Below are 18,215 nucleotides of genomic sequence, written 5' to 3' on the forward strand. Positions count from 1 at the left end.
GTACGGCATCCCGATACCGTAAGCGGCGGCCAAACAGGTCGGGCGGTGTAAGGTTGATCTGGATCAGAGATTCAAACGCAAATCTCAACGAGAATCGCTCTCGATTTCCTCATCGGCGCTATGGCCGCCCAATCCCCGCTGCATCTTACGGAGCGATCACAGCATGAATCCAACCCCTCCGCGTACCGACCACACGCGCTGCTTTCCGCTGGGCATGGCGGCGGAAAACGTTGCCGTGCGTGTGGTGGCCATTCAAGGCGGAGCCGGCATCGCCCGCCGGGTCGCCGAGCTTGGTTTGCGCATCGGTAGCGAACTCACTGTGCGCCAACGCCTGGGCGCGGCTCTGGTGGTAGCAAGCGGCCCGTTGCGCTTGGCGCTCGGCACTGGTATGGCGCACAAGATTCTGGTCTCTGAGACCGGCATGAACATGGAGAAACGGGAATGATGCTCAAAGATCTGGCCGTCGGTGACCGCGCCAAAGTGCTCGGTTATGGCGTAAGCGGTGGCGCCTACCGCCGCAAGCTGCTGTCCATGGGGCTGACGCCCGGCACCGAACTCGCGGTGACCCGTGTGGCACCGATGGGCGACCCGGTGGAGATCCGGGTGCGCGGTTACGCCTTGTCCTTGCGCAAAGACGAAGCCAGCGCCCTGGCGGTGGAGAAGCTGTGATGAGCCGGCCGATCACCATTGCCCTGGTGGGCAATCCAAACTGCGGAAAAACCACGGTCTTCAACGCGCTGACCGGCTCGCGCCAGCGCGTGGGCAACTGGCCGGGCGTGACGGTCGAAAAGAAAACCGGCGAATACCGCCATGAAGGGCTAGAAGTCACGGTCGTGGACCTGCCCGGCACCTATTCGCTGGATGTGGTCGACCAGGCGGTGTCACTCGACGAAAAAGTGGCGCGCGACTTCGTACATGCCGGCAGCGCCGATCTGGTGGTCAATATCGTCGATGCCGCCAACCTGGAGCGCAATCTGTATCTCACCATCCAGTTGGCTGAGATGCGCCTGCCGCTACTGGTGGTGCTCAACATGGTGGACGTGGCCCAAGCCAGGGGCTTGCGCATCGATGTCGATGCGCTGGCAAAACACTTGGGCTGCCCGGTCGTGCCTCTGGTGGCCACCGATGCACGCCATCTTCCGGCGCTGCGCGCCGCCATCGCCCAGGCCGCAGCCAACCGTCGTCGCTGTGGCATCGAAGTACCCTATGCGCGCAACGTAGAGGAGGCCATCGCCGCCTTGATGCCACAGATCGATGCGGCCGCCGGCTGCACGGCACGCTGGCTCGCCTTGCGTCTGCTCGAAGGCGATGATTTTGCCCGCCACAGCGCCCCTGCCGCGCTGGCCGCCCAGGCCGAAGCCCTGTCCGCGCAACTGGGGGACGATCTGGACATTGCCATGGCCGACGCGCGCTACAGTCTGGCCAATGATATTGCCCACCACACGCTGCGTAGCGAAGGGCAGGCCGGCGCACACATTACCGATCGCATCGACCGCGTGGTGCTCAACCGCATGCTGGGCATCCCGATCTTTCTGGCGATGATGTATCTGCTGTTCATGTTCACCATCAAAATCGGCGGTGCTTTCATCGACTTTTTCGATCAGCTCGCCGGTGCGCTGTTCGTCGACGGCGTCAACGAACTGCTGGTCGGCCTCGGCGCCCCGGAATGGCTCAATGTGCTGCTGGCCGGCGGCATCGGCGGCGGCATCCAGACGGTAGCCACCTTCATCCCGGTAATCGGTTTTCTCTACCTCTTCCTGTCCATCCTCGAAGATTCGGGCTACATGGCGCGCGCAGCCTTCGTCATGGACCGCTTCATGCGCTGGGTGGGCCTGCCGGGCAAGAGTTTCGTGCCGCTGATCGTGGGCTTTGGCTGCAATGTGCCGGCAATCATGGCCACCCGCACGCTGGAACACCGCCGCGACCGGCTGATGACCATCGCCATGGCGCCGTTCATGTCCTGCGGCGCCCGCCTGCCGGTGTATGTGTTGTTCGGCGCCGCTTTCTTTCCGCAAGGTGCGCAAAACGTGGTGTTTGCCTTGTACCTGATCGGCATTGCCGCCGCGGTGGCGACCGGTTTGACGCTCAAGCACACCTTGCTCAAAGGTGAAGCCACCCCGTTCATCATGGAACTGCCGCCCTACCACCTGCCGTCTGTCCGCAGCGTAATGCTGCACACCTGGGACCGCCTCAAGAGCTTCATCATCCGCGCCGGCCGGGTGATCGTGCCGATGGTGCTGGTGCTCAACTTTCTCAACGCGGTGGGCACCGACGGCAGCTACGGCAACGAAAACAGCGACAAATCCGTGCTGGCCGAGATTGGCCGCAAGATGGCACCGGTGTTCGCCCCGCTGGGTCTGAATGAGGACAACTGGCCCGCCACGGTCGGCATCTTCACCGGTGTGCTGGCCAAAGAAGCGGTCGTTGGCACGCTTGACGCCACCTACAGCGCACTGGCCGCCCAAGACGCAGGCCAAAGCAGTGAGGACGCGGCCTTCGATTTGGGGGCGGCCGTCATTGACGCCTTCGCAACCATCCCGGTCAATCTGGCAGAAGCGTTGGGCGCCTGGGCCGACCCGTTGGGCCTGGATGTTGGCGAACTCAGCGACCAGGCCGCAGTGGCCAAAGAGCAGGAAGTGTCCACCGGCACTTTTGGCGCCATGGCGGCGCGCTTCGACGGGAGCGCCGGCGCCTTCGCCTACCTGCTTTTCATTCTGCTGTATATGCCTTGCACCGCGGCAACCGCTGCGGTGTATCAAGAATCCGGCGCGCGCTGGACGATATTCGTGGCTACCTGGACCACCGGCCTGGCCTACGGACTGGCGACCCTTTATTACCAGGCCGCCATCTTTGCCCGCGATCCGGTCCAGGCCCTGGGCTGGATCGCCGGGGTACTCGCTACCTTTGCCGCCGCGCTGCTATGGCTGCGCCGCCTGGGCCGCCATGAAGAGCCCGGCGGGCTGATCCAATCGGCGCAAAACGCCTGAGGAGGGCCACCATGATCCTGAGCAGACTGTCGGATTATCTGCGCGAGCGCCGCCGCGCCAGCCTGGCCGATCTGGCGCTGGGTTTGCACGCATCGCCCGACGCGGTCGAGGCGATGCTCGCCACCCTGGAGCGCAAAGGCCGGGTGCGCCGCCTGCCGCCCGGTTCGTCCTGCGCCAGCCGTTGCGGCAAATGCAACCCGGGCACGATCCAGATCTACGAATGGTGCGGCAGCACGCAGACGGATCGCCCCTGACACATTGCGCCGTCGGTATCCGCCCGGTTCAGCGCGACTCCAGCACCAGCCGACCATTGACCGGCTGCACCGGGCGGGCGTTGTAGCCGTACAAGCGGGCAAAAATCGCCAATTGCGCAACGGACACCGGCAGCGGCTGCTTCATCACCACCCACAGCACGCCCTCGGTGCAAGGCGGTTCGCTAAGCGAGCCGATGAACAGGTAATGGCCGCTCTCCGACGGTAGCAACCCACCCAGATCGATGGTTTGTGCGGGCATATAGTGTCCGCCGCGTTCGAGCGGCAAATTGTTGAGCACCGCCTGCAACACCGGATTGGGCTGCTCGCTGCGCGTCAGGTGGACGACCAGCACGGCGCGCTGCCCGTCCGGCGTGCCGAGGGCAAAATGCGCCGCCATGTCGCTGCGCTGCCCGTCGATGCTGATTTCCGAGGGGCGATGGAAAGTGAACCGCTCCAAGGCGTAACGGGTGCCGCGCACCGTCATGCCCATGCCTTCACCTACCTGCACCGCCAACGTTCTACCGGTGTCGAGGACGCGAAAACGGGTCTCGCGGAAATCGAACACCGGCGGCTCCAAGTCGACTTGGATGGTGTCGCGCAAATCGATCGGCGCCTGGCGCTGCCCTTGGGCACAGGCCGCCCATTCGGGCCGCATCCGCCCCCACACCTCCGGGCCGCCGGCCCCCTCGTAGGTCCATGCCGCCGGGGCGGATGCAGCGGACGGCTTGGCCGGATCTGCGGTCCGCGGAGTACTTGGCGCCGTTGTGGCCGCTGCCGCAATGCGGGGCGGCGTGGGCAGGGCGCGCTGCGCCGGCATCGGCGAGGCAGCGGGCGTGACCGCGTCAGCCATGCGGCTGCCGATGGTGCGCTCGATCACGTCCACACCATGATCGTCCTCGTCCAGCGTGAGATCGGCCCGGCGCACTGCGGCTGCGGGCTGTTCGGGCGCAAGCTGCGTGCGTGGTTTAGCGGCCGCCTGCACTTCGGCACCGGGCGCAGGTTTACGTTCTGCCGTTCGCGCGGACGGAGTCGCTACGCTCGCCGCACGGTCGGCCTGTTCGGCCACCTTGGCCAGATCCTGCATGCTGGGCGGGCGGCAGACCTCGCGCCACATCCGCTCATCCACGCTATTGCGCGCCACCATCACCAGGCTCTGATCCACCACGGTCTCTTCACGCAACACCAAGTCGTCGGCGTCCAGATAAACCCGCTTGAGAGTAAAAAAGGCACGATTTCTACAATCGTAACGGTTGAGCGCCTTGACCGTGGTGTAGCCCACCTTGGCCGCCTCCTTCGGCGACATCACCACCCGCCCCCAGGCGACTCGGGTGCCGCCGTCGGACTGGATGATGGTGCTGCGGTCGATTTCCACCCGGCGCTCAGCATCGCGCATCACCACCGCCCAATCGTCGGCCAGCGCAGGTCGCATCGCACACACCGTGCCGATCGCCAGCACGAACGGCGCAACGGTCAGTCTGAGCAGCGGATCACACATCGCGGTCCTTGAATCAAGAGGGTTCGACGCTATTTTTCGGCCGCAACCGGGCAATCTTGAGCGCGAAAGCCGTGCCTTGCCTTCGCTTGCACCTTGCAGTATCGTCCGCCCATCACCGTTGGGGGTGCCTGCCAACTGGCTGCAGGCTGAGAGAGTCCCTTGGAACCTGATCCGGGTCGAGCCGGCGTAGGGAAACGCGTCAGATGAATACACCACATTTTTTTGTCGCCATGCCCGTCCAGGGCACGCACAAGCGCTCATCGGCTCCGGTTTGGGGCGCCTGGCAATGAGCGCAGTGCCCGGCGCCGCACAGATTCCCAACGTATTGAGCATCGCCGGGGTAGACCCTAGCGGCGGCGCCGGTATTTATGCCGACCTGAAAGCCTTTGCCGCAGCCGGAGCCTATGGCTGCGGCGTGGTCGCCGCGCTGACCGCGCAAAACACCCAAAGCGTAACCGGCGTGCATGTGCCGCCCATCGACTTTTTACGCTTGCAGATCGACACCCTGTTTGCGGATGTATCCATTCAGGCCACCAAAATCGGCATGCTGGGCAGTGCCGAAGTCATCGCCGCAGTGGCCGACCGGCTGGCCCACTGGCGCGCGGCCAACGTTGTACTGGACCCGGTAATGGTGGCCAAAAGCGGCGATACCCTGCTGGCCAAAAATGCCATCTCGATGCTGCGTGAGGCGCTTTTCCCGCAAGCATTCATGATTACCCCCAACCTGCCCGAGGCGGCCGTACTGCTGGCCTGCCGCGCCCCGGAAACGGTCAAAGAGATGTACCGCGCCGCCGAACGCCTGCGCGCATTGCTGCCGCACGCCTCCGAGCGCTGGGTATTGCTCAAGGGTGGCCATCTGCCCGGTGAAACACTGACCGATCTGCTGTTCGACGGCGACCGCATGATCGAACTGCGCAGCGCGCGTATCCCCACCCGCAACACCCACGGCACCGGCTGCTCGCTCAGTTCGGCCATCGCTGCGCTGCTGCCGCAGCGTGCAAACACGCAGCACCCGGTGGAAGCCGCGGTGCGCGAAGCCCGGCAATGGCTGCTGGGCGCCATTGCGCGGGCGGGCGAACTGGCGGTGGGCCACGGTCACGGCCCGGTCCATCACTTTCACGCGCTGTGGCCCCCATCATCAGGGCCACGTCTTACAGCCCCATACCCCGGAGAGAACCCATGAACGCCAAAGAACAATTCATTGCTACCCAGGCCAGGGTGGATGATGCGGCCATCGCGCCGCTGCCGAACTCGCGCAAGATTTACGTCGAAGGCAGCCGACCGGACATCCGCGTGCCGATGCGCGAAATCCGCCAGAGCGACACACCAGCCACCTTTGGCGCTGAGCCCAACCCGCCGATCTTCGTCTATGACTGTTCCGGCCCCTATACCGACCCACAGGCCAAGATCGACATCCGCGCCGGCCTGCCGGCCTTGCGTCAGGCGTGGATCGAGGCGCGCGGCGACACCGAGGTGCTAGCGGAGCTGTCGTCGGCCTACGGCCGGATGCGTGCCGCCGACCGCCGGTTGGACGCGCTGCGCTTTCCCGGCCTGTACCGCAAGCCCCGGCGGGCCAAATCCGGCGCCAATGTGACCCAGATGCACTATGCCCGGCACGGCATCATCACGCCGGAAATGGAGTTCGTGGCGATCCGCGAGAACATGAACCGCCGCGCCTACCTCGAGTCACTGCGCGCAACCGGTCCAAACGGCGAGAAAATGGCCAGACTGCTGACCCGCCAGCATCCGGGCCAGCGTTTCGGCGCCGCCATCCCCGAAGAGATCACCCCCGAGTTCGTGCGCGCCGAGATCGCCCGCGGCCGCGCCATCATTCCAGCCAACATCAACCACCCGGAAAGCGAGCCGATGATCATCGGCCGCAATTTCCTGGTGAAGATCAACGCCAACATCGGCAACTCCGCGCTCGGCTCCTCGATTGCCGAAGAGGTCGACAAAATGACCTGGGCGATTCGCTGGGGCGGCGACACGGTCATGGATCTATCCACCGGCAAAAACATCCATGAGACCCGCGAATGGATCATCCGTAACGCGCCGGTGCCTATTGGCACGGTGCCCATCTACCAGGCGCTGGAAAAAGTCGATGGCAAGGCCGAAGAACTCACCTGGGAGATCTTCCGCGACACCCTGATCGAACAGGCCGAGCAAGGCGTCGATTACTTCACCATCCACGCCGGGGTGTTGCTGCGTTACATCCCGATGACCGCCGAGCGCATGACCGGCATCGTCAGCCGGGGCGGCTCGATCATGGCCAAGTGGTGCCTCGCGCATCATAAGGAAAACTTCCTCTACACCCATTTCGAGGAAATCTGCGAGATCATGAAGGCCTATGACGTGGCCTTCAGCCTGGGCGATGGTCTGCGGCCCGGCTCCATTTTTGATGCCAACGACGAAGCCCAGCTCGCCGAACTGAAAACCCTGGGCGAACTCACCCAGATCGCCTGGAAGCACGACGTGCAGGTCATGATCGAAGGCCCCGGCCATGTGCCGATGCAATTGATCAAGGAAAACATGGACAAAGAGCTGGAATGGTGCAGTGAAGCGCCGTTCTACACGCTCGGCCCCTTGACCACCGACATCGCCCCCGGCTACGACCACATCACCAGCGCGATCGGCGCCGCCCAGATCGGCTGGTATGGCACCGCGATGCTGTGCTATGTGACCCCCAAGGAGCACCTGGGCCTACCTAACAAAAACGATGTCAAGGAAGGCATCATCACCTACAAGCTCGCCGCCCACGCCGCCGATCTGGCCAAGGGCCACCCGGGCGCACAGATCCGCGACAACGCGCTGTCCAAAGCGCGCTTCGAATTCCGCTGGGAAGACCAGTTCAACCTGGGACTGGACCCGGACAAAGCGCGCGAATTCCACGACGAAACCCTGCCCAAGGAAAGCGCCAAGGTGGCCCACTTTTGCTCAATGTGCGGCCCGCATTTTTGCAGCATGAAAATCACCCAGGATGTGCGCGACTTCGCTGCCCGAAACGGCATCGACGAACAGGCCGCGCTCACCCAGGGCATGCAAGAAAAAGCGGTGGAGTTCGTAAAGAAAGGTGTCGAGGTCTATCACAAAGCCTGAACGCGGTCAGCGCCCATGGCCACCCGCAGGCTGGCGCCCCACTTGACCGACCCATCCGGTGGGCTGGGCTACCACTTGCGGGCATGGCGCTGGCGACACACTTTGTGGGCCCCTTTTCTGGCCCGCACCCAAAGATGGTTGCGCGCATGGCGGCCGCCGGCCGAAGAGCTGGTGGTGGTCGGCCCTTCGGCCGGCTACACGCTGGATGCGGACTTCCTTGCCCGTTTCCGACGCATCCATGCGCTGGAGCCGGATCCGCTGGCCCGCTGGCTGCTGCGCCGGCGCTGGCCGAAGATCGACTGGCGCTTCGGATGCCTGGACGCGCTCGCCGCGGCCGATGGCCCCGCTGCACTGGCCGCCGAATACCCGCGCGCAGCCATTCTGTTTGCCAATGTGATCGGCCAAGCCGTCGAACCCGGCCTGCTGCCAGCCTGGCGCGCTGCCTTGGGTGACGCGCTAGGTGAGCGGCACTGGGCAAGTTATCACGACGTACTGTCGGCCTCCCGGCCACCGATGCCTGTCGATGACTTGCAACTGTCTCATCTGACCGACGCCGCCGCGCTCGCCCGCGCCCTGTATCGCGCTGCGATTGAAGTCATCGATCACGACACCTTCGGCCTCGCCCCGCATAAACGGCAGTTGGCCTGCTGGCAGATCGCCCCAGCGCGCTGGCAGGTGGTCGAATGGGGGCAGCACGACCCAGATCGATCCTGAGCCGCCTGGGGGATTGGGCTCGCCGCGCCGCGGTGCGACAATACACGCTTTCGCCTCTGCTCCGCTGCCATGCCCACGCCTCCTTTGCCGATTGCCGCGGTCGTCTATCCGCCCGCTCTGGATATCGGCGCTTTCATGCGCACCGCCGTTGCCGCGCTGGCCGAACGTGGCGTGCGCCTGGGCGGCGTGGTGCAACATGATGCCCGCCCCAACCCGGACGATCCTTGCGCGATGTCATTGGAGGATCTGGCCAGCGGCACACGCTTCACCCTCAGCCAGGACCTCGGCAGCGGTTCGAGCGCCTGTCGGCTCGACCCTGGCGCACTGGCGCAGGCGGCCGTGGCGGTCCGTGCGGCCATCGAACAGGGTGCAGATCTAGTGATATTCAACAAATTCGGCGCCCAAGAAGCAGCCGGCGGCGGCCTACGTGCGGAAATGGGTTTGGCCGCGGCGCGCAGCATTCCGGTGCTCACTGCGGTGGCCGAACGTCTCGCCGGCGACTGGGAGCGCTTCACCGGCGACCCGGCCACCATGCTGCCTGCCGACCTCGATGCGGTGCTGGCCTGGTGGCAGGCGGTAAGCACTGCACGCTGAAGTGCCGCTTGCATTCATGGACTGCCGTCCCGGTTGTGCCGCCTGTTGCATCGCCCCGTCGATTTCCTCGCCGATTCCAGGCATGGAAGGCGGCAAAGCGGCCGGACAACGCTGTGTGCAGCTTGACGAGCACGGGCTGTGCCAGCTATTCGGCGACCCACGCCGCCCCGCGGTCTGTGCCGCACTGCGCCCCTCTCCGGAAATGTGCGGCCACAGCAGCGCACAGGCGCTGCACTGGCTGACCGTGCTGGAAGCACAAACCCGGCCCTGAGACCGCCACGGCGGCCCGGCCGTCGGCGCGCAAACTGTGCCGGCGCGACACCGGAATGCGCGGATAAACTTTGCATTTTTCGTCCTACACCCTGGCGATGATCATCTACCTGCACGGCTTTCGCTCTGCTCCGGCCTCGCTCAAGGCCACCGCACTCAAACGCCACATGGCCGCACGCGGTCTGGCCAAGCGCTTTTGGTGCGAACAACTACCGGTCTCTCCGGGCGCTGCGATCGCCCGCATTGAGGACGAAATCGCCCGTGCACGCGCAGCATTCCCGGAATGCGCACCGACCCTGGTGGGCAGTTCGCTGGGCGGCTATTACGCCACCTGGTTGGCCGAACGCCACGATCTGCGCGCGGTGCTGGTCAACCCCGCGGTGCTCGCCGCGCTGTCGCTCGAACCCTGGCTAGGCTGGCAAGACAACCTCTACACCGGCGAGCGCTTCGAACTCACCCGCGCCCATCTGGATGAGCTGCGCGCAATCGAAGTACCGCGCATCAGCCGCCCGCACAACTTCTGGTTGTTGGTGGAAACCGGCGACGAGGTGCTGGATTACCGTGATGCAGTAGCCAAGTATGCCGGCGCCCGCCAGACCGTGCTGGAAGGCGGCGACCACGGCTTTTCGCGCTGGCACGACTACCTCGACGACATCCTCGCTTTTGCCGGATTGCAATGACCCAGCCCCCCACCTTCGACCCTCGCCGTTTCAAACAACAAGAACGCAAGGGCTTCAACCGCATTGCCGCCGCCTACGCCGACGGCGCCCATCTGCGCGCAACGCTGGCGCAGGCACTGCTTGCTGAAGCCGCGTTGCAACCCGGTCAGCGCGTGCTCGATCTGGCCAGCGGCCCCTGCTTGCTGGCCCGCGAAGCGGCCGCAAAGGTCGCTCCCGAAGGCTGGGTGCTCGCCACCGACATTGCCGAAGCCATGCTGGCCGAAGGCGCACGCCGCGCCCAGGCGGACGCTTGCAACACCTTGGTCTGCGCTGCGGCCGACGCCGAACACCTGTGCCTGCCCGATGCCGCCTTCGACCGCGTGTTGGCCGGACTGGCGCTGTTCATGTTCCCCCACCCCGAGCGCGCGCTGGCCGAGGCACGGCGCGTACTGCGCCCAGGCGGCCGGCTGGTGCTGTCGGTATGGGGCACAGAAAAGGAGGTGCCGCTGATCACCCGCGCCCAGGCCTGCATCGCCCGCCTGTTGCCGGCGCCGCGCGTGGCACGCCCTTCGGTGTTTCGCTTCGGCACGCCCACGGTGTTGGAAGCGGCCCTGTCCGACGCGGGCTTTACCGACATCCGCATCACGCCCTGCTGCTTCGACTGCCGTTTCGACGATGCGCAGACCTATTGGGACGCCTTCCTCAGCCTGGCCGGCGGCGCGGCCGAAGCGCTAGCTCAACTGCCCGGGTCGGTGCAACAGCGCCTGCGCGCGGCAGTGGCCGAAGAACTGGCGCCACACCGCAAGGGCAGCGGCTACACCGTGCAAGCCCGCGCCCTGGTTGCCTCGGCAGTCCGATGAGTCCGGTTCGAGCGGCCGCGCAGCATCGGCGCAACGGCGTGCTGGCGGCACTGACCGCCTTCACGATCTGGGGGCTGGCACCGCTTTACTTCAAGGCGGTGGGCAGCGTGCCGCCCGTCCAGATCGTCGCCCATCGCGTGCTGTGGTCCGCGGTCTTTCTGGCCGTCGTGATGGCACTGTGGCCCGGTGCAGGCGGTTTTCGCAGCATCGCCCGGCTGCGCAACCAGCCGCAGTTACTGCGCCTGCTCGCGCTGACCGCGCTGCTTACCGGCAGTAACTGGCTGGTTTTCGTCTGGGCGATTGCCGCCGGCCGGCTGGTGGAGGCCAGTCTGGGTTATTTCATCAACCCGCTGGTGAGCGTATTGCTCGGCCGCATCTTTTTGGGCGAACGCCTGCGAGCGCTGCAAAAACTCGCCGTGGCGCTGGCCGCAACCGGCGTGCTGTGGCGAATCGTGCAGGTCGGCAGCCTGCCATGGATTGCGCTCTTTCTGGCACTGACCTTTGGCTTCTACGGCTTGCTGCGCAAGCGCGCACCGATCGATGCGGCAAGCGGGCTGTTCGTCGAAACGCTGATCACCGCCCCGCTGGCCCTCGTCTACCTCGGCTCGCTGGCGGCGCAGGGCAGCCTCGCCTTCGGCCACGGCGCGCCCACCGACTGGCTGCTGCCGGCGGCCGGGGTGCTCACCGCAGTGCCACTGATGCTGTTCGCGGTCGGCGCCCAACGCCTACCCCTGGCGACGGTCGGCTTTTTGCAGTACATCGCCCCGACGCTGAATTTTGCACTTGCGGTGCTGGTATTCCGCGAACCCTTCGACGCCGGACAATTACTCGGCTTCGTGCTGATCTGGGCCGCGCTGGCGCTCTATTCGCTGGACCTTTTGCACGCCGGGCGCAGCCTGCGACGCGCCCCCGCGGCGCCGGAATGAATCCGGTAAACTGTCGGGCTTGCTCCATTTCCGGCGGTTACCGATGTTTGTGCTGTTCGAGGAGGACGGGGCCTTCAAGGCCGGTACCGTGCTCGCTGATAACGATGCCTCGCTACAGGTGGAAACCACCTACGGCAAACGGGTCAAGCTCAAGCGCGCCAATGTGCTGCTGAGCTTCCGCGAACCGGCGCCAGCCGAGCTTTTGGCACGCGCCGAAGCCGAGGCCGAGCAGCTCGACACCGAGTTCCTATGGGAGGTCTGCGGCGAGGACGAATTCGCCTTCGCCGATTTCGCCGCCGAGTACCACGGCCATGCCCCCACCCCTGTGGAGGCTGCCGCAGTACTGCTGCGCCTGCACTCGGCTCCAATCTACTTCCACCGTAAGGGCAAAGGCCGCTTCCGCAAGGCCCCGGCCGATATTCTGCAGGCTGCGCTCGCGGGTCTGGAGAAGAAGCGGCAGCAGGCCGCGGCCATCGAGCGGATGCGCGACGAGCTGCTCGCCGGGCGCCTGCCCGAGGAGTTTTCCGGCATGCTGCCGCAGCTACTCTACCGCCCGGATCGCAACCGCCCCGAGGTGAAGGCTTTGGAAGCCGCCTGCGTGGAGGCCGGCCTGCCGGCTGCCCGGCTGCTGCTCAACTGTGGCGCCTTTGCGTCGAGCTACGAATTCCACCACAACCGCTTTCTGTTTGAACACTTCCCGGAAGGCGTGCATTTTCCACCCTTCGATGTCCCGGCGGTGCCCGAGGACCTGCCGCGCGCCGAGGTGGCAGCGTTTTCGATCGACGACGCCACCACCACCGAGATCGACGACGCTTTCTCAGTCAGCCCACGTGCCGCCGGCGGCTGGCGGGTCGGCATCCATATCGCTGCACCGGCGCTGGGTTTCGCACGCGGCTCGGCACTGGACGCGATCGCCCGCCGGCGGCTGTCTACCGTGTACATGCCGGGCAACAAAATCACCATGTTGCCCGACGAAGTGGTCGACCGTTTTACGCTGGCCGCCGGCCGCGACTGCCCGGCGGTGTCGCTGTATTTGGATGTCAATGCGGACCTTTCGGTGTCTGGACAGGAAAGCCGCATCGAGATCGTGCCCATCGTCGCCAACCTGCGCCACCATGACATCGAGCCGGTGTTCAACGAACACACCTTGCACGACGGCGGTCCGGATTTCGAGTGGAAGCGCGAGCTGACCGTGCTGTGGGATCTTGCCACGGTGCTCGAGGCCGGACGCGGCAAAGCTGCGGCCAACCAGAACCAGCTCGATTACAGCTTCTATGTGGATTGGCAAACCGACACCGCCGATGGCCCCGGCTATGTCAGCATCGTGCCGCGCAAACGCGGCTCGCCGATGGACAAACTGGTCGCCGAGCTGATGATTCTGGCCAATGCCACCTGGGGCAAGCTGCTGGATGAATCCGGCGTGCCCGGTCTTTACCGCGTACAAGGCGGTGGCAAGGTACGCATGACCACCACCGCCGGACCGCATGAAGGCTTGGGCGTGGATTGCTATGCGTGGTCGAGTTCGCCGCTGCGCCGCTACGTGGATCTGGTCAACCAATGGCAACTGATCGCGGTGCTCACCGGCGGTGAGCCTGCCTTTGCGCCGCGTTCGACCGAGCTGATGGCCGCACTGCGTGACTTTGAACTCACCTATGCCGCGTATGCCGAGTTTCAACGCCAGATGGAACGTTACTGGTGTGTGCGTTGGCTGCGCCAGCAGTCGCTGCGGGAGGTGGAAGCGGTGGTCGTGCGCGACAATCTGGTGCGCCTGGAGAGCGTGCCACTGAGCTTCAAAGTGCCTTCGCTGCCGCTGCAGTACCCAGGCAGCCGGGTCAAGCTGGCCATCGAAGGCAGCGATCTGCTCGATGTCGAAGTGCACGCACGCTACATCGCCACGCTGGCCGAGCCGGACGCTGCGGAAAACGGTTTGTCATTCTTCGAAGGATCGTAGAATCCCGGCCATGCACACCACGCTTGGCACCTCATCTCCCCCACCCGCCGTCGCCGCAACGCCGCCTGCGATGACGAACCGCCTGGCGCACTGGTGGCAGCGCGACATCCTGCTCAAAATTGCCCTCGCGCTTTCGCTGACACTGCATGGCCTGCTGTTTGCAGTGCATTTCCGCCTACCTGAGGCCACCAAGCCACCCAAGCGCGACAACGGCCTGGAGGTGGTACTGGTCAACGCCCGTCACAGCAAGGCGCCAGACAAGGCCGAGGTACTGGCGCAAGCCAACCTGGACGGTGGCGGCAACACCGAGCAAGCGGTACGCGCACGCACCCCGCTGCCGCCGCAGCCGACCCGGCAGCAGGGCGATGCCTTGCTCGATGCCAAGCGCCGCGCCGAAGCGGTCTCCCCCCGCCCGCAGACGCTGACCGCAGCGCGTAGCGCGGTGGCACTGCCTACTGCGCCCGCGCAGGAAGCCGCGCCCGAACCCTCTCACCCACAAACCGGGCTGGATTTGCTCGACAGTGCCGCCGCCATGGCCCGTCTGGAAGCACAGATCGAGCGTGATTTGCAGGAATACGCCCGCCGGCCGCGGCGTAAATCCATCGGCGCCCGCGCCAAGGAATATCGCTATGCTCAGTACGTGGAGGACTGGCGGCAAAAAATCGAACGGATCGGCACCCTCAACTACCCGGAAGCTGCGCGCGGCAAACTGTATGGCAGCCTGATGGTCACCGTGATCATCCGCGCAGACGGACAGGTTGAAGCGGTAGACATTGTGCGCTCATCCGGGCACGCCATTCTGGACGATGCCGCCCGGCGCATCATTCAGCTGGCCTCACCCTTTGCCCCCTTCCCACCGGACATTCGCGCCGATACCGATCTATTGGAAATTACCCGCACCTGGACTTTCACCCGCGCAGACCAAATGCGCGCCAATTGAACCGCCCATATGGATCGCTACGCCGTCGTCGGCAACCCGGTTGCCCACAGTAAATCGCCCCTGATTCACGCCGCCTTTGCTGCGCAGACCGGGCAAGCACTGGTCTATGAGGCGCTGCTTGCGCCACTGGACGGTTTTGCTGCCACTGTGGCGGCTTTCCGCGCCGCCGGCGGACTTGGATTGAATGTCACCGTGCCCTTCAAGCTGGATGCGTTCGCACTGGCCGACCGCTTGAGCCCGCGCGCCGAAGCTGCCGGGGCGGTCAATACCTTGGCTTTCGAGCGCGGAGACATTTACGGCGACAACACCGACGGTTGTGGGCTGGTGCGCGATCTGACCCAGAACCTTGGCTGGTCGTTGAGCGGCCGGCGCATCCTGTTGCTGGGCGCCGGCGGAGCGGCTCGCGGCGCACTCCTGCCGCTATTGATAGAGCAGCCGGCTGCACTGGTCATCGCCAACCGCACCGAGTCCCGCGCGGTCGAACTCGCCGACCGTTTTCGCACCCAGGCCAGGGACACCTTACTGCATGCATGCAGTTTTGATGCGCTTTCCGGCTCGTCCTTCGATGTCGTCATCAACGCCACCGCGGCCAGCTTGGCCGCGCAAAGCCCTGCGCTGCCCGAAGGCCTTTATGCGCCGGGCGCGCTCGCCTACGACATGATGTACGGCAAGGACGAAACCCCCTTCATGCGCGCCGCGCGCAGCGCCGGTGTCGCCGTTGTGGCCGACGGTCTGGGCATGCTGGTCGAACAAGCGGCCGAGAGCTTTTTCTTATGGCGCGGGGTCCGCCCGCACACCCGCGCCGTGCTTGCGACCCTGCGCACCTTGATCGATCAAGGATGAAGGTCGACAAACGTCTGCTGTGGCGGCTTCTGGCCATCATCGGCACGCTGCTCATCTTGTCGCAGTTATGGTTCTTCGGTTGGGTTTTATGGTGGCGACAGGTGCCACCGCATGAGACCCGTTTCATGGCCCTGCGACGCGAGGAACTGCGCCGGATCGATCCGCATACTGCGTTACGCTACCAGTGGGTGCCTTATGAGCAAATATCCGCTCATCTCAAGCGTGCAGTGGTTGCCGCCGAAGACGACCGCTTCATGGAACACCGGGGGTTTGACTGGATCGGCATCCAACGCGCATTGGAACGCAATCAGGCGCGCGGCTATCCAGCGGCAGGCGGTTCGACGATCAGCCAGCAACTAGCCAAAAATTTGTTTCTGTCGCCCACACGCAGCTATCTGCGCAAAGCGCAGGAAGCGATCCTGACTGTAATGATCGAGGCCACCTGGAGTAAGCGGCGCATCCTCGAGGTGTATCTCAATGTGGTCGAGTGGGGCAACGGCCTATTCGGCGCCGAGGCCGCCGCACAGCACTACTTTGGCGTCTCCGCCCACCGCCTTGGCCCGGCCGAAGCGGCCAGGCTCGCCGTGATGCTGCCCAACCCGCGCCGCTATGAGCGCCATTTCGGCCCCCGCTTGGCCGCGCAGGCCGAACAGTTACGGCAGCGCATGACTTCCTCACGCATTCCCTGACGCCCCCGCCAACGTCGCGCCCCCCCAAGTCGCACTGCCGCGGGCTAGCCTGTAGAATCCGCAGGGTTTGCAGTCTCCCTCCCCAGCACTCGATCCGCACAACATCATGACCCAACAAGACGAACATCATCCGGACGACGTGCAACAACACCTGCGCGAAGTGCAGGAGCTGCTCTCCCGCCACAAGCTGGTCGAAGGGCTGGTTCATCGTCAAGACATGCCGCGCCACGAGCTGGTCGAAAATCTGGTGCATAAACAGCATGTCGCCGAGCTGCAGGCCAAGCTGGACGAGCTTCATCCGGCCGATATCGCTTATGTGCTGGAATCGCTCCCCCTGGAAGACCGTCTGTTCGTCTGGGATCTGGTCAAAGCCGAGCGGGACGGCGAGATTTTGCTCGAAGTATCCGATGCGGTCCGCGAATCGCTCATCGAGACCATGGAACCGCACGAGCTCAAGGCTGCCGCCGAAACGCTCGATGCCGATGAGCTTGCCGATCTTGCCCCGGATTTACCGCCGGAAGTCATCCAAGACGTATTCCAGTCCCTCGACAGCGAGGGCCGGGAACAGCTGCGCGCGGCCATGTCTTACCCGGAGGACTCGGTTGGCGCGCTGATGGATTTCGACATGGTCACCGTCCGCGAGGACGTGACCCTGGAAGTCGTATTGCGCTACCTGCGGCGCTTCGATGAATTACCCGATCACACCGACAAACTCTTTGTCGTGGATCGGGAAGATCATCTCAAGGGCATCCTCACCCTGGAAAAACTGCTGATCAGCGACCCGAACCTGGAAGTTCGCGATGTCATGCAGCGTGAGCAGATCATCAGCTTTCAACCCGACGATGATGCCGATGAGGCCGCCCAGGCTTTCGAACGTTATGATCTCGTGTCAGCCCCGGTGGTCGATGGCGAAAAGCGTGTCATCGGCCGCCTTACTGTCGCTGACGTGGTCGATTTCATCCGCGAAGAGAGCGAGCATGAAATCCTTGCACACGCCGGCCTGCGGGAAGAAGAAGACATTTTTGCACCGGTGTGGGATTCGGTGAAAAACCGTTGGTCATGGCTGGCCATCAACCTGGTGACCGCTTTCGTCGCCTCACGGGTCATCGGCGCGTTTGAAGATTCCATCGAAAAACTGGTGGCGCTCGCCGCGCTCATGCCGATCGTCGCCGGCATCGGCGGAAACTCCGGTAATCAGACAATTACCATGATCGTGCGGGCGATCGCCATGGGCCAGGTCGAACAGGACGCCCGTAATCGCCTGCTGAAAAAAGAGCTTGGTGTCGCCCTGATCAACGGCATCGTATGGGGAGGCTTACTAGGTGTGCTGGCCTGGTGGCTTTACGGCAGTGTCTCGCTCGGTCTGGTCATGACTGCCGCTATGACCTTGAATCTTCTGCTTGCCGCCACTGCAGGCGTGCTGATTCCGATGATCCGCATCCGCTTCGGTGCCGACCCTGCTATCGGCAGTTCGGTGATGATCACCGCATTAACCGACTCTGGTGGCTTTTTCATCTTTCTGGGGCTCGCCACCCTTTTTCTACTCTGACTGATTACAACAGTCGCTTCCCCGAGCGCAGCCACTCGATTTTCCCGATCAAAGCGGCGCGCAAACCATACACCGCGTGGAAGTTGCACGCCACATTGTCGCCGAGCCTGTTTTTGCGCGTTTGCGGCGTTCGTTCCGATTGGTGTGTTTTTGTTGTTTTGTGTGGGAGTGTTTGGGGTGTTATGTGGGAGTGTTTAGGTGATGTAGACGGTCAAACGCCGCTGGATTGTTGAGATCGAGCGGCGTTTGTTTGTGGGTTAGTCTGACGATGACCTACTTTCGCGAGGGGGTTCCTCACTATCATTGGCGCGTTCTCGTTTCACGGTCCTGTTCGGGATGGGAAGGGGTGGAGCCGAGAAGCTATGGTCGTCAGACTGTGACGGGGTAA

18 protein-coding genes, 1 rRNA gene and 1 riboswitch are annotated in these 18,215 nt (G+C 64.3%); of the genes, 17 read left to right on the forward strand and 2 right to left on the reverse strand.

All coding sequences use genetic code 11. The features are described from left to right. Positions 1–163 precede the first annotated feature (163 nt). From DIE29_RS12500 to DIE29_RS12515, 4 genes are read left to right on the forward strand one after another with little or no spacing between them, the layout of a single operon-like run. Complete coding sequence (locus DIE29_RS12500) at positions 164–445, forward strand: FeoA family protein (RefSeq protein WP_108080726.1); 282 nt, start codon at positions 164–166, stop codon at positions 443–445. Continuing rightward, the gene (locus DIE29_RS12505) at positions 442–669 is read left to right on the forward strand and encodes a FeoA family protein (protein ID WP_102042649.1); all 228 of its coding nucleotides are present in this window, start codon (positions 442–444) and stop codon (positions 667–669) included. Before DIE29_RS12500 ends, DIE29_RS12505 begins: the two co-directional genes overlap by 4 nt. Then, positions 669–2,987, forward strand: coding sequence for a Fe(2+) transporter permease subunit FeoB (gene feoB / locus DIE29_RS12510; RefSeq protein ID WP_114650053.1), 2,319 nt, complete (start codon positions 669–671; stop codon positions 2,985–2,987). The genes DIE29_RS12505 and feoB overlap by 1 nt, the downstream gene beginning before the upstream one ends. Before the next feature lie 11 nt (positions 2,988–2,998). Further along, positions 2,999–3,241 carry a FeoC-like transcriptional regulator gene (locus DIE29_RS12515; RefSeq protein WP_108080728.1) on the forward strand — a complete coding sequence of 81 codons (243 nt, stop codon included), beginning with the start codon at positions 2,999–3,001 and terminating at the stop codon, positions 3,239–3,241. 28 nt (positions 3,242–3,269) lie between these two features. Here DIE29_RS12515 and DIE29_RS14865 read toward each other — a convergent pair whose 3' ends face one another. Beyond that, a complete protein-coding gene (locus DIE29_RS14865; RefSeq protein WP_114650054.1) occupies positions 3,270–4,736 on the reverse strand; it encodes a carbonic anhydrase in 1,467 nt (488 codons plus the stop codon). 110 nt (positions 4,737–4,846) lie between these two features. Beyond that, positions 4,847–4,946, forward strand: a riboswitch (TPP riboswitch). A 76-nt stretch (positions 4,947–5,022) separates the two neighbouring features. Between DIE29_RS14865 and thiD the strand changes: the two genes are divergently transcribed. The 13 genes from thiD (at position 5,023) to mgtE (ending at position 17,827) form a co-directional block, all read left to right on the forward strand. Then, positions 5,023–5,919: a bifunctional hydroxymethylpyrimidine kinase/phosphomethylpyrimidine kinase gene (gene thiD, locus DIE29_RS12525; protein ID WP_114650055.1), complete on the forward strand. Its 897-nt coding sequence runs from the start codon at positions 5,023–5,025 to the stop codon at positions 5,917–5,919. Then, positions 5,916–7,832: a phosphomethylpyrimidine synthase ThiC gene (gene thiC / locus DIE29_RS12530; RefSeq protein ID WP_114650056.1), complete on the forward strand. Its 1,917-nt coding sequence runs from the start codon at positions 5,916–5,918 to the stop codon at positions 7,830–7,832. The genes thiD and thiC overlap by 4 nt, the downstream gene beginning before the upstream one ends. 15 nt (positions 7,833–7,847) lie before the next feature. Then, positions 7,848–8,546: a hypothetical protein gene (locus tag DIE29_RS12535; protein ID WP_114650057.1), complete on the forward strand. Its 699-nt coding sequence runs from the start codon at positions 7,848–7,850 to the stop codon at positions 8,544–8,546. A gap of 69 nt (positions 8,547–8,615) precedes the next feature. Beyond that, entirely contained in the window at positions 8,616–9,140 is a 525-nt protein-coding gene (locus tag DIE29_RS12540; RefSeq protein WP_114650058.1) for a DUF2478 domain-containing protein, read from the forward strand. Positions 9,141–9,156: 16 nt separating this feature from the next. Then, positions 9,157–9,411, forward strand: coding sequence for a YkgJ family cysteine cluster protein (locus tag DIE29_RS12545; protein WP_162860636.1), 255 nt, complete (start codon positions 9,157–9,159; stop codon positions 9,409–9,411). Positions 9,412–9,508: 97 nt separating this feature from the next. Continuing rightward, the gene (locus DIE29_RS12550) at positions 9,509–10,090 is read left to right on the forward strand and encodes a YqiA/YcfP family alpha/beta fold hydrolase (protein ID WP_114650060.1); all 582 of its coding nucleotides are present in this window, start codon (positions 9,509–9,511) and stop codon (positions 10,088–10,090) included. Continuing rightward, positions 10,087–10,929, forward strand: coding sequence for a class I SAM-dependent methyltransferase (locus tag DIE29_RS12555; RefSeq protein ID WP_114650061.1), 843 nt, complete (start codon positions 10,087–10,089; stop codon positions 10,927–10,929). The genes DIE29_RS12550 and DIE29_RS12555 overlap by 4 nt, the downstream gene beginning before the upstream one ends. Further along, positions 10,926–11,855 (forward strand): EamA family transporter RarD, encoded by a 930-nt coding sequence (rarD, locus tag DIE29_RS12560; protein WP_205409734.1) that lies wholly within the window; start codon positions 10,926–10,928, stop codon positions 11,853–11,855. The genes DIE29_RS12555 and rarD overlap by 4 nt, the downstream gene beginning before the upstream one ends. A gap of 43 nt (positions 11,856–11,898) precedes the next feature. Further along, positions 11,899–13,806, forward strand: coding sequence for a ribonuclease catalytic domain-containing protein (locus DIE29_RS12565; RefSeq protein ID WP_114650062.1), 1,908 nt, complete (start codon positions 11,899–11,901; stop codon positions 13,804–13,806). 70 nt (positions 13,807–13,876) lie between these two features. Further along, the gene (locus DIE29_RS12570) at positions 13,877–14,746 is read left to right on the forward strand and encodes an energy transducer TonB (RefSeq protein ID WP_114650063.1); all 870 of its coding nucleotides are present in this window, start codon (positions 13,877–13,879) and stop codon (positions 14,744–14,746) included. Between the two features lie 9 nt (positions 14,747–14,755). After that, positions 14,756–15,589 carry a shikimate dehydrogenase gene (aroE, locus tag DIE29_RS12575; protein WP_114650064.1) on the forward strand — a complete coding sequence of 278 codons (834 nt, stop codon included), beginning with the start codon at positions 14,756–14,758 and terminating at the stop codon, positions 15,587–15,589. Continuing rightward, positions 15,586–16,278: a monofunctional biosynthetic peptidoglycan transglycosylase gene (mtgA, locus tag DIE29_RS12580; RefSeq protein WP_114650065.1), complete on the forward strand. Its 693-nt coding sequence runs from the start codon at positions 15,586–15,588 to the stop codon at positions 16,276–16,278. The genes aroE and mtgA overlap by 4 nt, the downstream gene beginning before the upstream one ends. Positions 16,279–16,384: 106 nt before the next feature. Then, entirely contained in the window at positions 16,385–17,827 is a 1,443-nt protein-coding gene (gene mgtE / locus DIE29_RS12585; protein WP_114650066.1) for a magnesium transporter, read from the forward strand. Between the two features lie 260 nt (positions 17,828–18,087). Here mgtE and rrf read toward each other — a convergent pair. Beyond that, positions 18,088–18,201 (reverse strand): 5S ribosomal RNA (gene rrf, locus DIE29_RS12590). Positions 18,202–18,215 lie beyond the last annotated feature (14 nt).

This window comes from Pseudothauera hydrothermalis (assembly GCF_003345255.1).
GTDB classification, from domain to species: domain Bacteria; phylum Pseudomonadota; class Gammaproteobacteria; order Burkholderiales; family Rhodocyclaceae; genus Pseudothauera; species Pseudothauera hydrothermalis.

Excerpts from the sequence above, each read along its gene's own strand:
- DIE29_RS12500 (WP_108080726.1), top strand. The coding sequence starts at position 164 with ATGAATCCAACCCCTCCGCGTACCGACCACACGCGCTGCTTTCCGCTG.
- DIE29_RS12505 (WP_102042649.1), top strand. The coding sequence starts at position 442 with ATGATGCTCAAAGATCTGGCCGTCGGTGACCGCGCCAAAGTGCTCGGT.
- feoB (WP_114650053.1), top strand. The coding sequence starts at position 669 with ATGAGCCGGCCGATCACCATTGCCCTGGTGGGCAATCCAAACTGCGGA.
- DIE29_RS12515 (WP_108080728.1), top strand. The coding sequence starts at position 2,999 with ATGATCCTGAGCAGACTGTCGGATTATCTGCGCGAGCGCCGCCGCGCC.
- DIE29_RS14865 (WP_114650054.1), bottom strand. The coding sequence starts at position 4,736 with ATGTGTGATCCGCTGCTCAGACTGACCGTTGCGCCGTTCGTGCTGGCG.
- thiD (WP_114650055.1), top strand. The coding sequence starts at position 5,023 with ATGAGCGCAGTGCCCGGCGCCGCACAGATTCCCAACGTATTGAGCATC.
- thiC (WP_114650056.1), top strand. The coding sequence starts at position 5,916 with ATGAACGCCAAAGAACAATTCATTGCTACCCAGGCCAGGGTGGATGAT.
- DIE29_RS12535 (WP_114650057.1), top strand. The coding sequence starts at position 7,848 with ATGGCCACCCGCAGGCTGGCGCCCCACTTGACCGACCCATCCGGTGGG.
- DIE29_RS12540 (WP_114650058.1), top strand. The coding sequence starts at position 8,616 with ATGCCCACGCCTCCTTTGCCGATTGCCGCGGTCGTCTATCCGCCCGCT.
- DIE29_RS12545 (WP_162860636.1), top strand. The coding sequence starts at position 9,157 with ATGGACTGCCGTCCCGGTTGTGCCGCCTGTTGCATCGCCCCGTCGATT.
- DIE29_RS12550 (WP_114650060.1), top strand. The coding sequence starts at position 9,509 with ATGATCATCTACCTGCACGGCTTTCGCTCTGCTCCGGCCTCGCTCAAG.
- DIE29_RS12555 (WP_114650061.1), top strand. The coding sequence starts at position 10,087 with ATGACCCAGCCCCCCACCTTCGACCCTCGCCGTTTCAAACAACAAGAA.
- rarD (WP_205409734.1), top strand. The coding sequence starts at position 10,926 with ATGAGTCCGGTTCGAGCGGCCGCGCAGCATCGGCGCAACGGCGTGCTG.
- DIE29_RS12565 (WP_114650062.1), top strand. The coding sequence starts at position 11,899 with ATGTTTGTGCTGTTCGAGGAGGACGGGGCCTTCAAGGCCGGTACCGTG.
- DIE29_RS12570 (WP_114650063.1), top strand. The coding sequence starts at position 13,877 with ATGACGAACCGCCTGGCGCACTGGTGGCAGCGCGACATCCTGCTCAAA.
- aroE (WP_114650064.1), top strand. The coding sequence starts at position 14,756 with ATGGATCGCTACGCCGTCGTCGGCAACCCGGTTGCCCACAGTAAATCG.
- mtgA (WP_114650065.1), top strand. The coding sequence starts at position 15,586 with ATGAAGGTCGACAAACGTCTGCTGTGGCGGCTTCTGGCCATCATCGGC.
- mgtE (WP_114650066.1), top strand. The coding sequence starts at position 16,385 with ATGACCCAACAAGACGAACATCATCCGGACGACGTGCAACAACACCTG.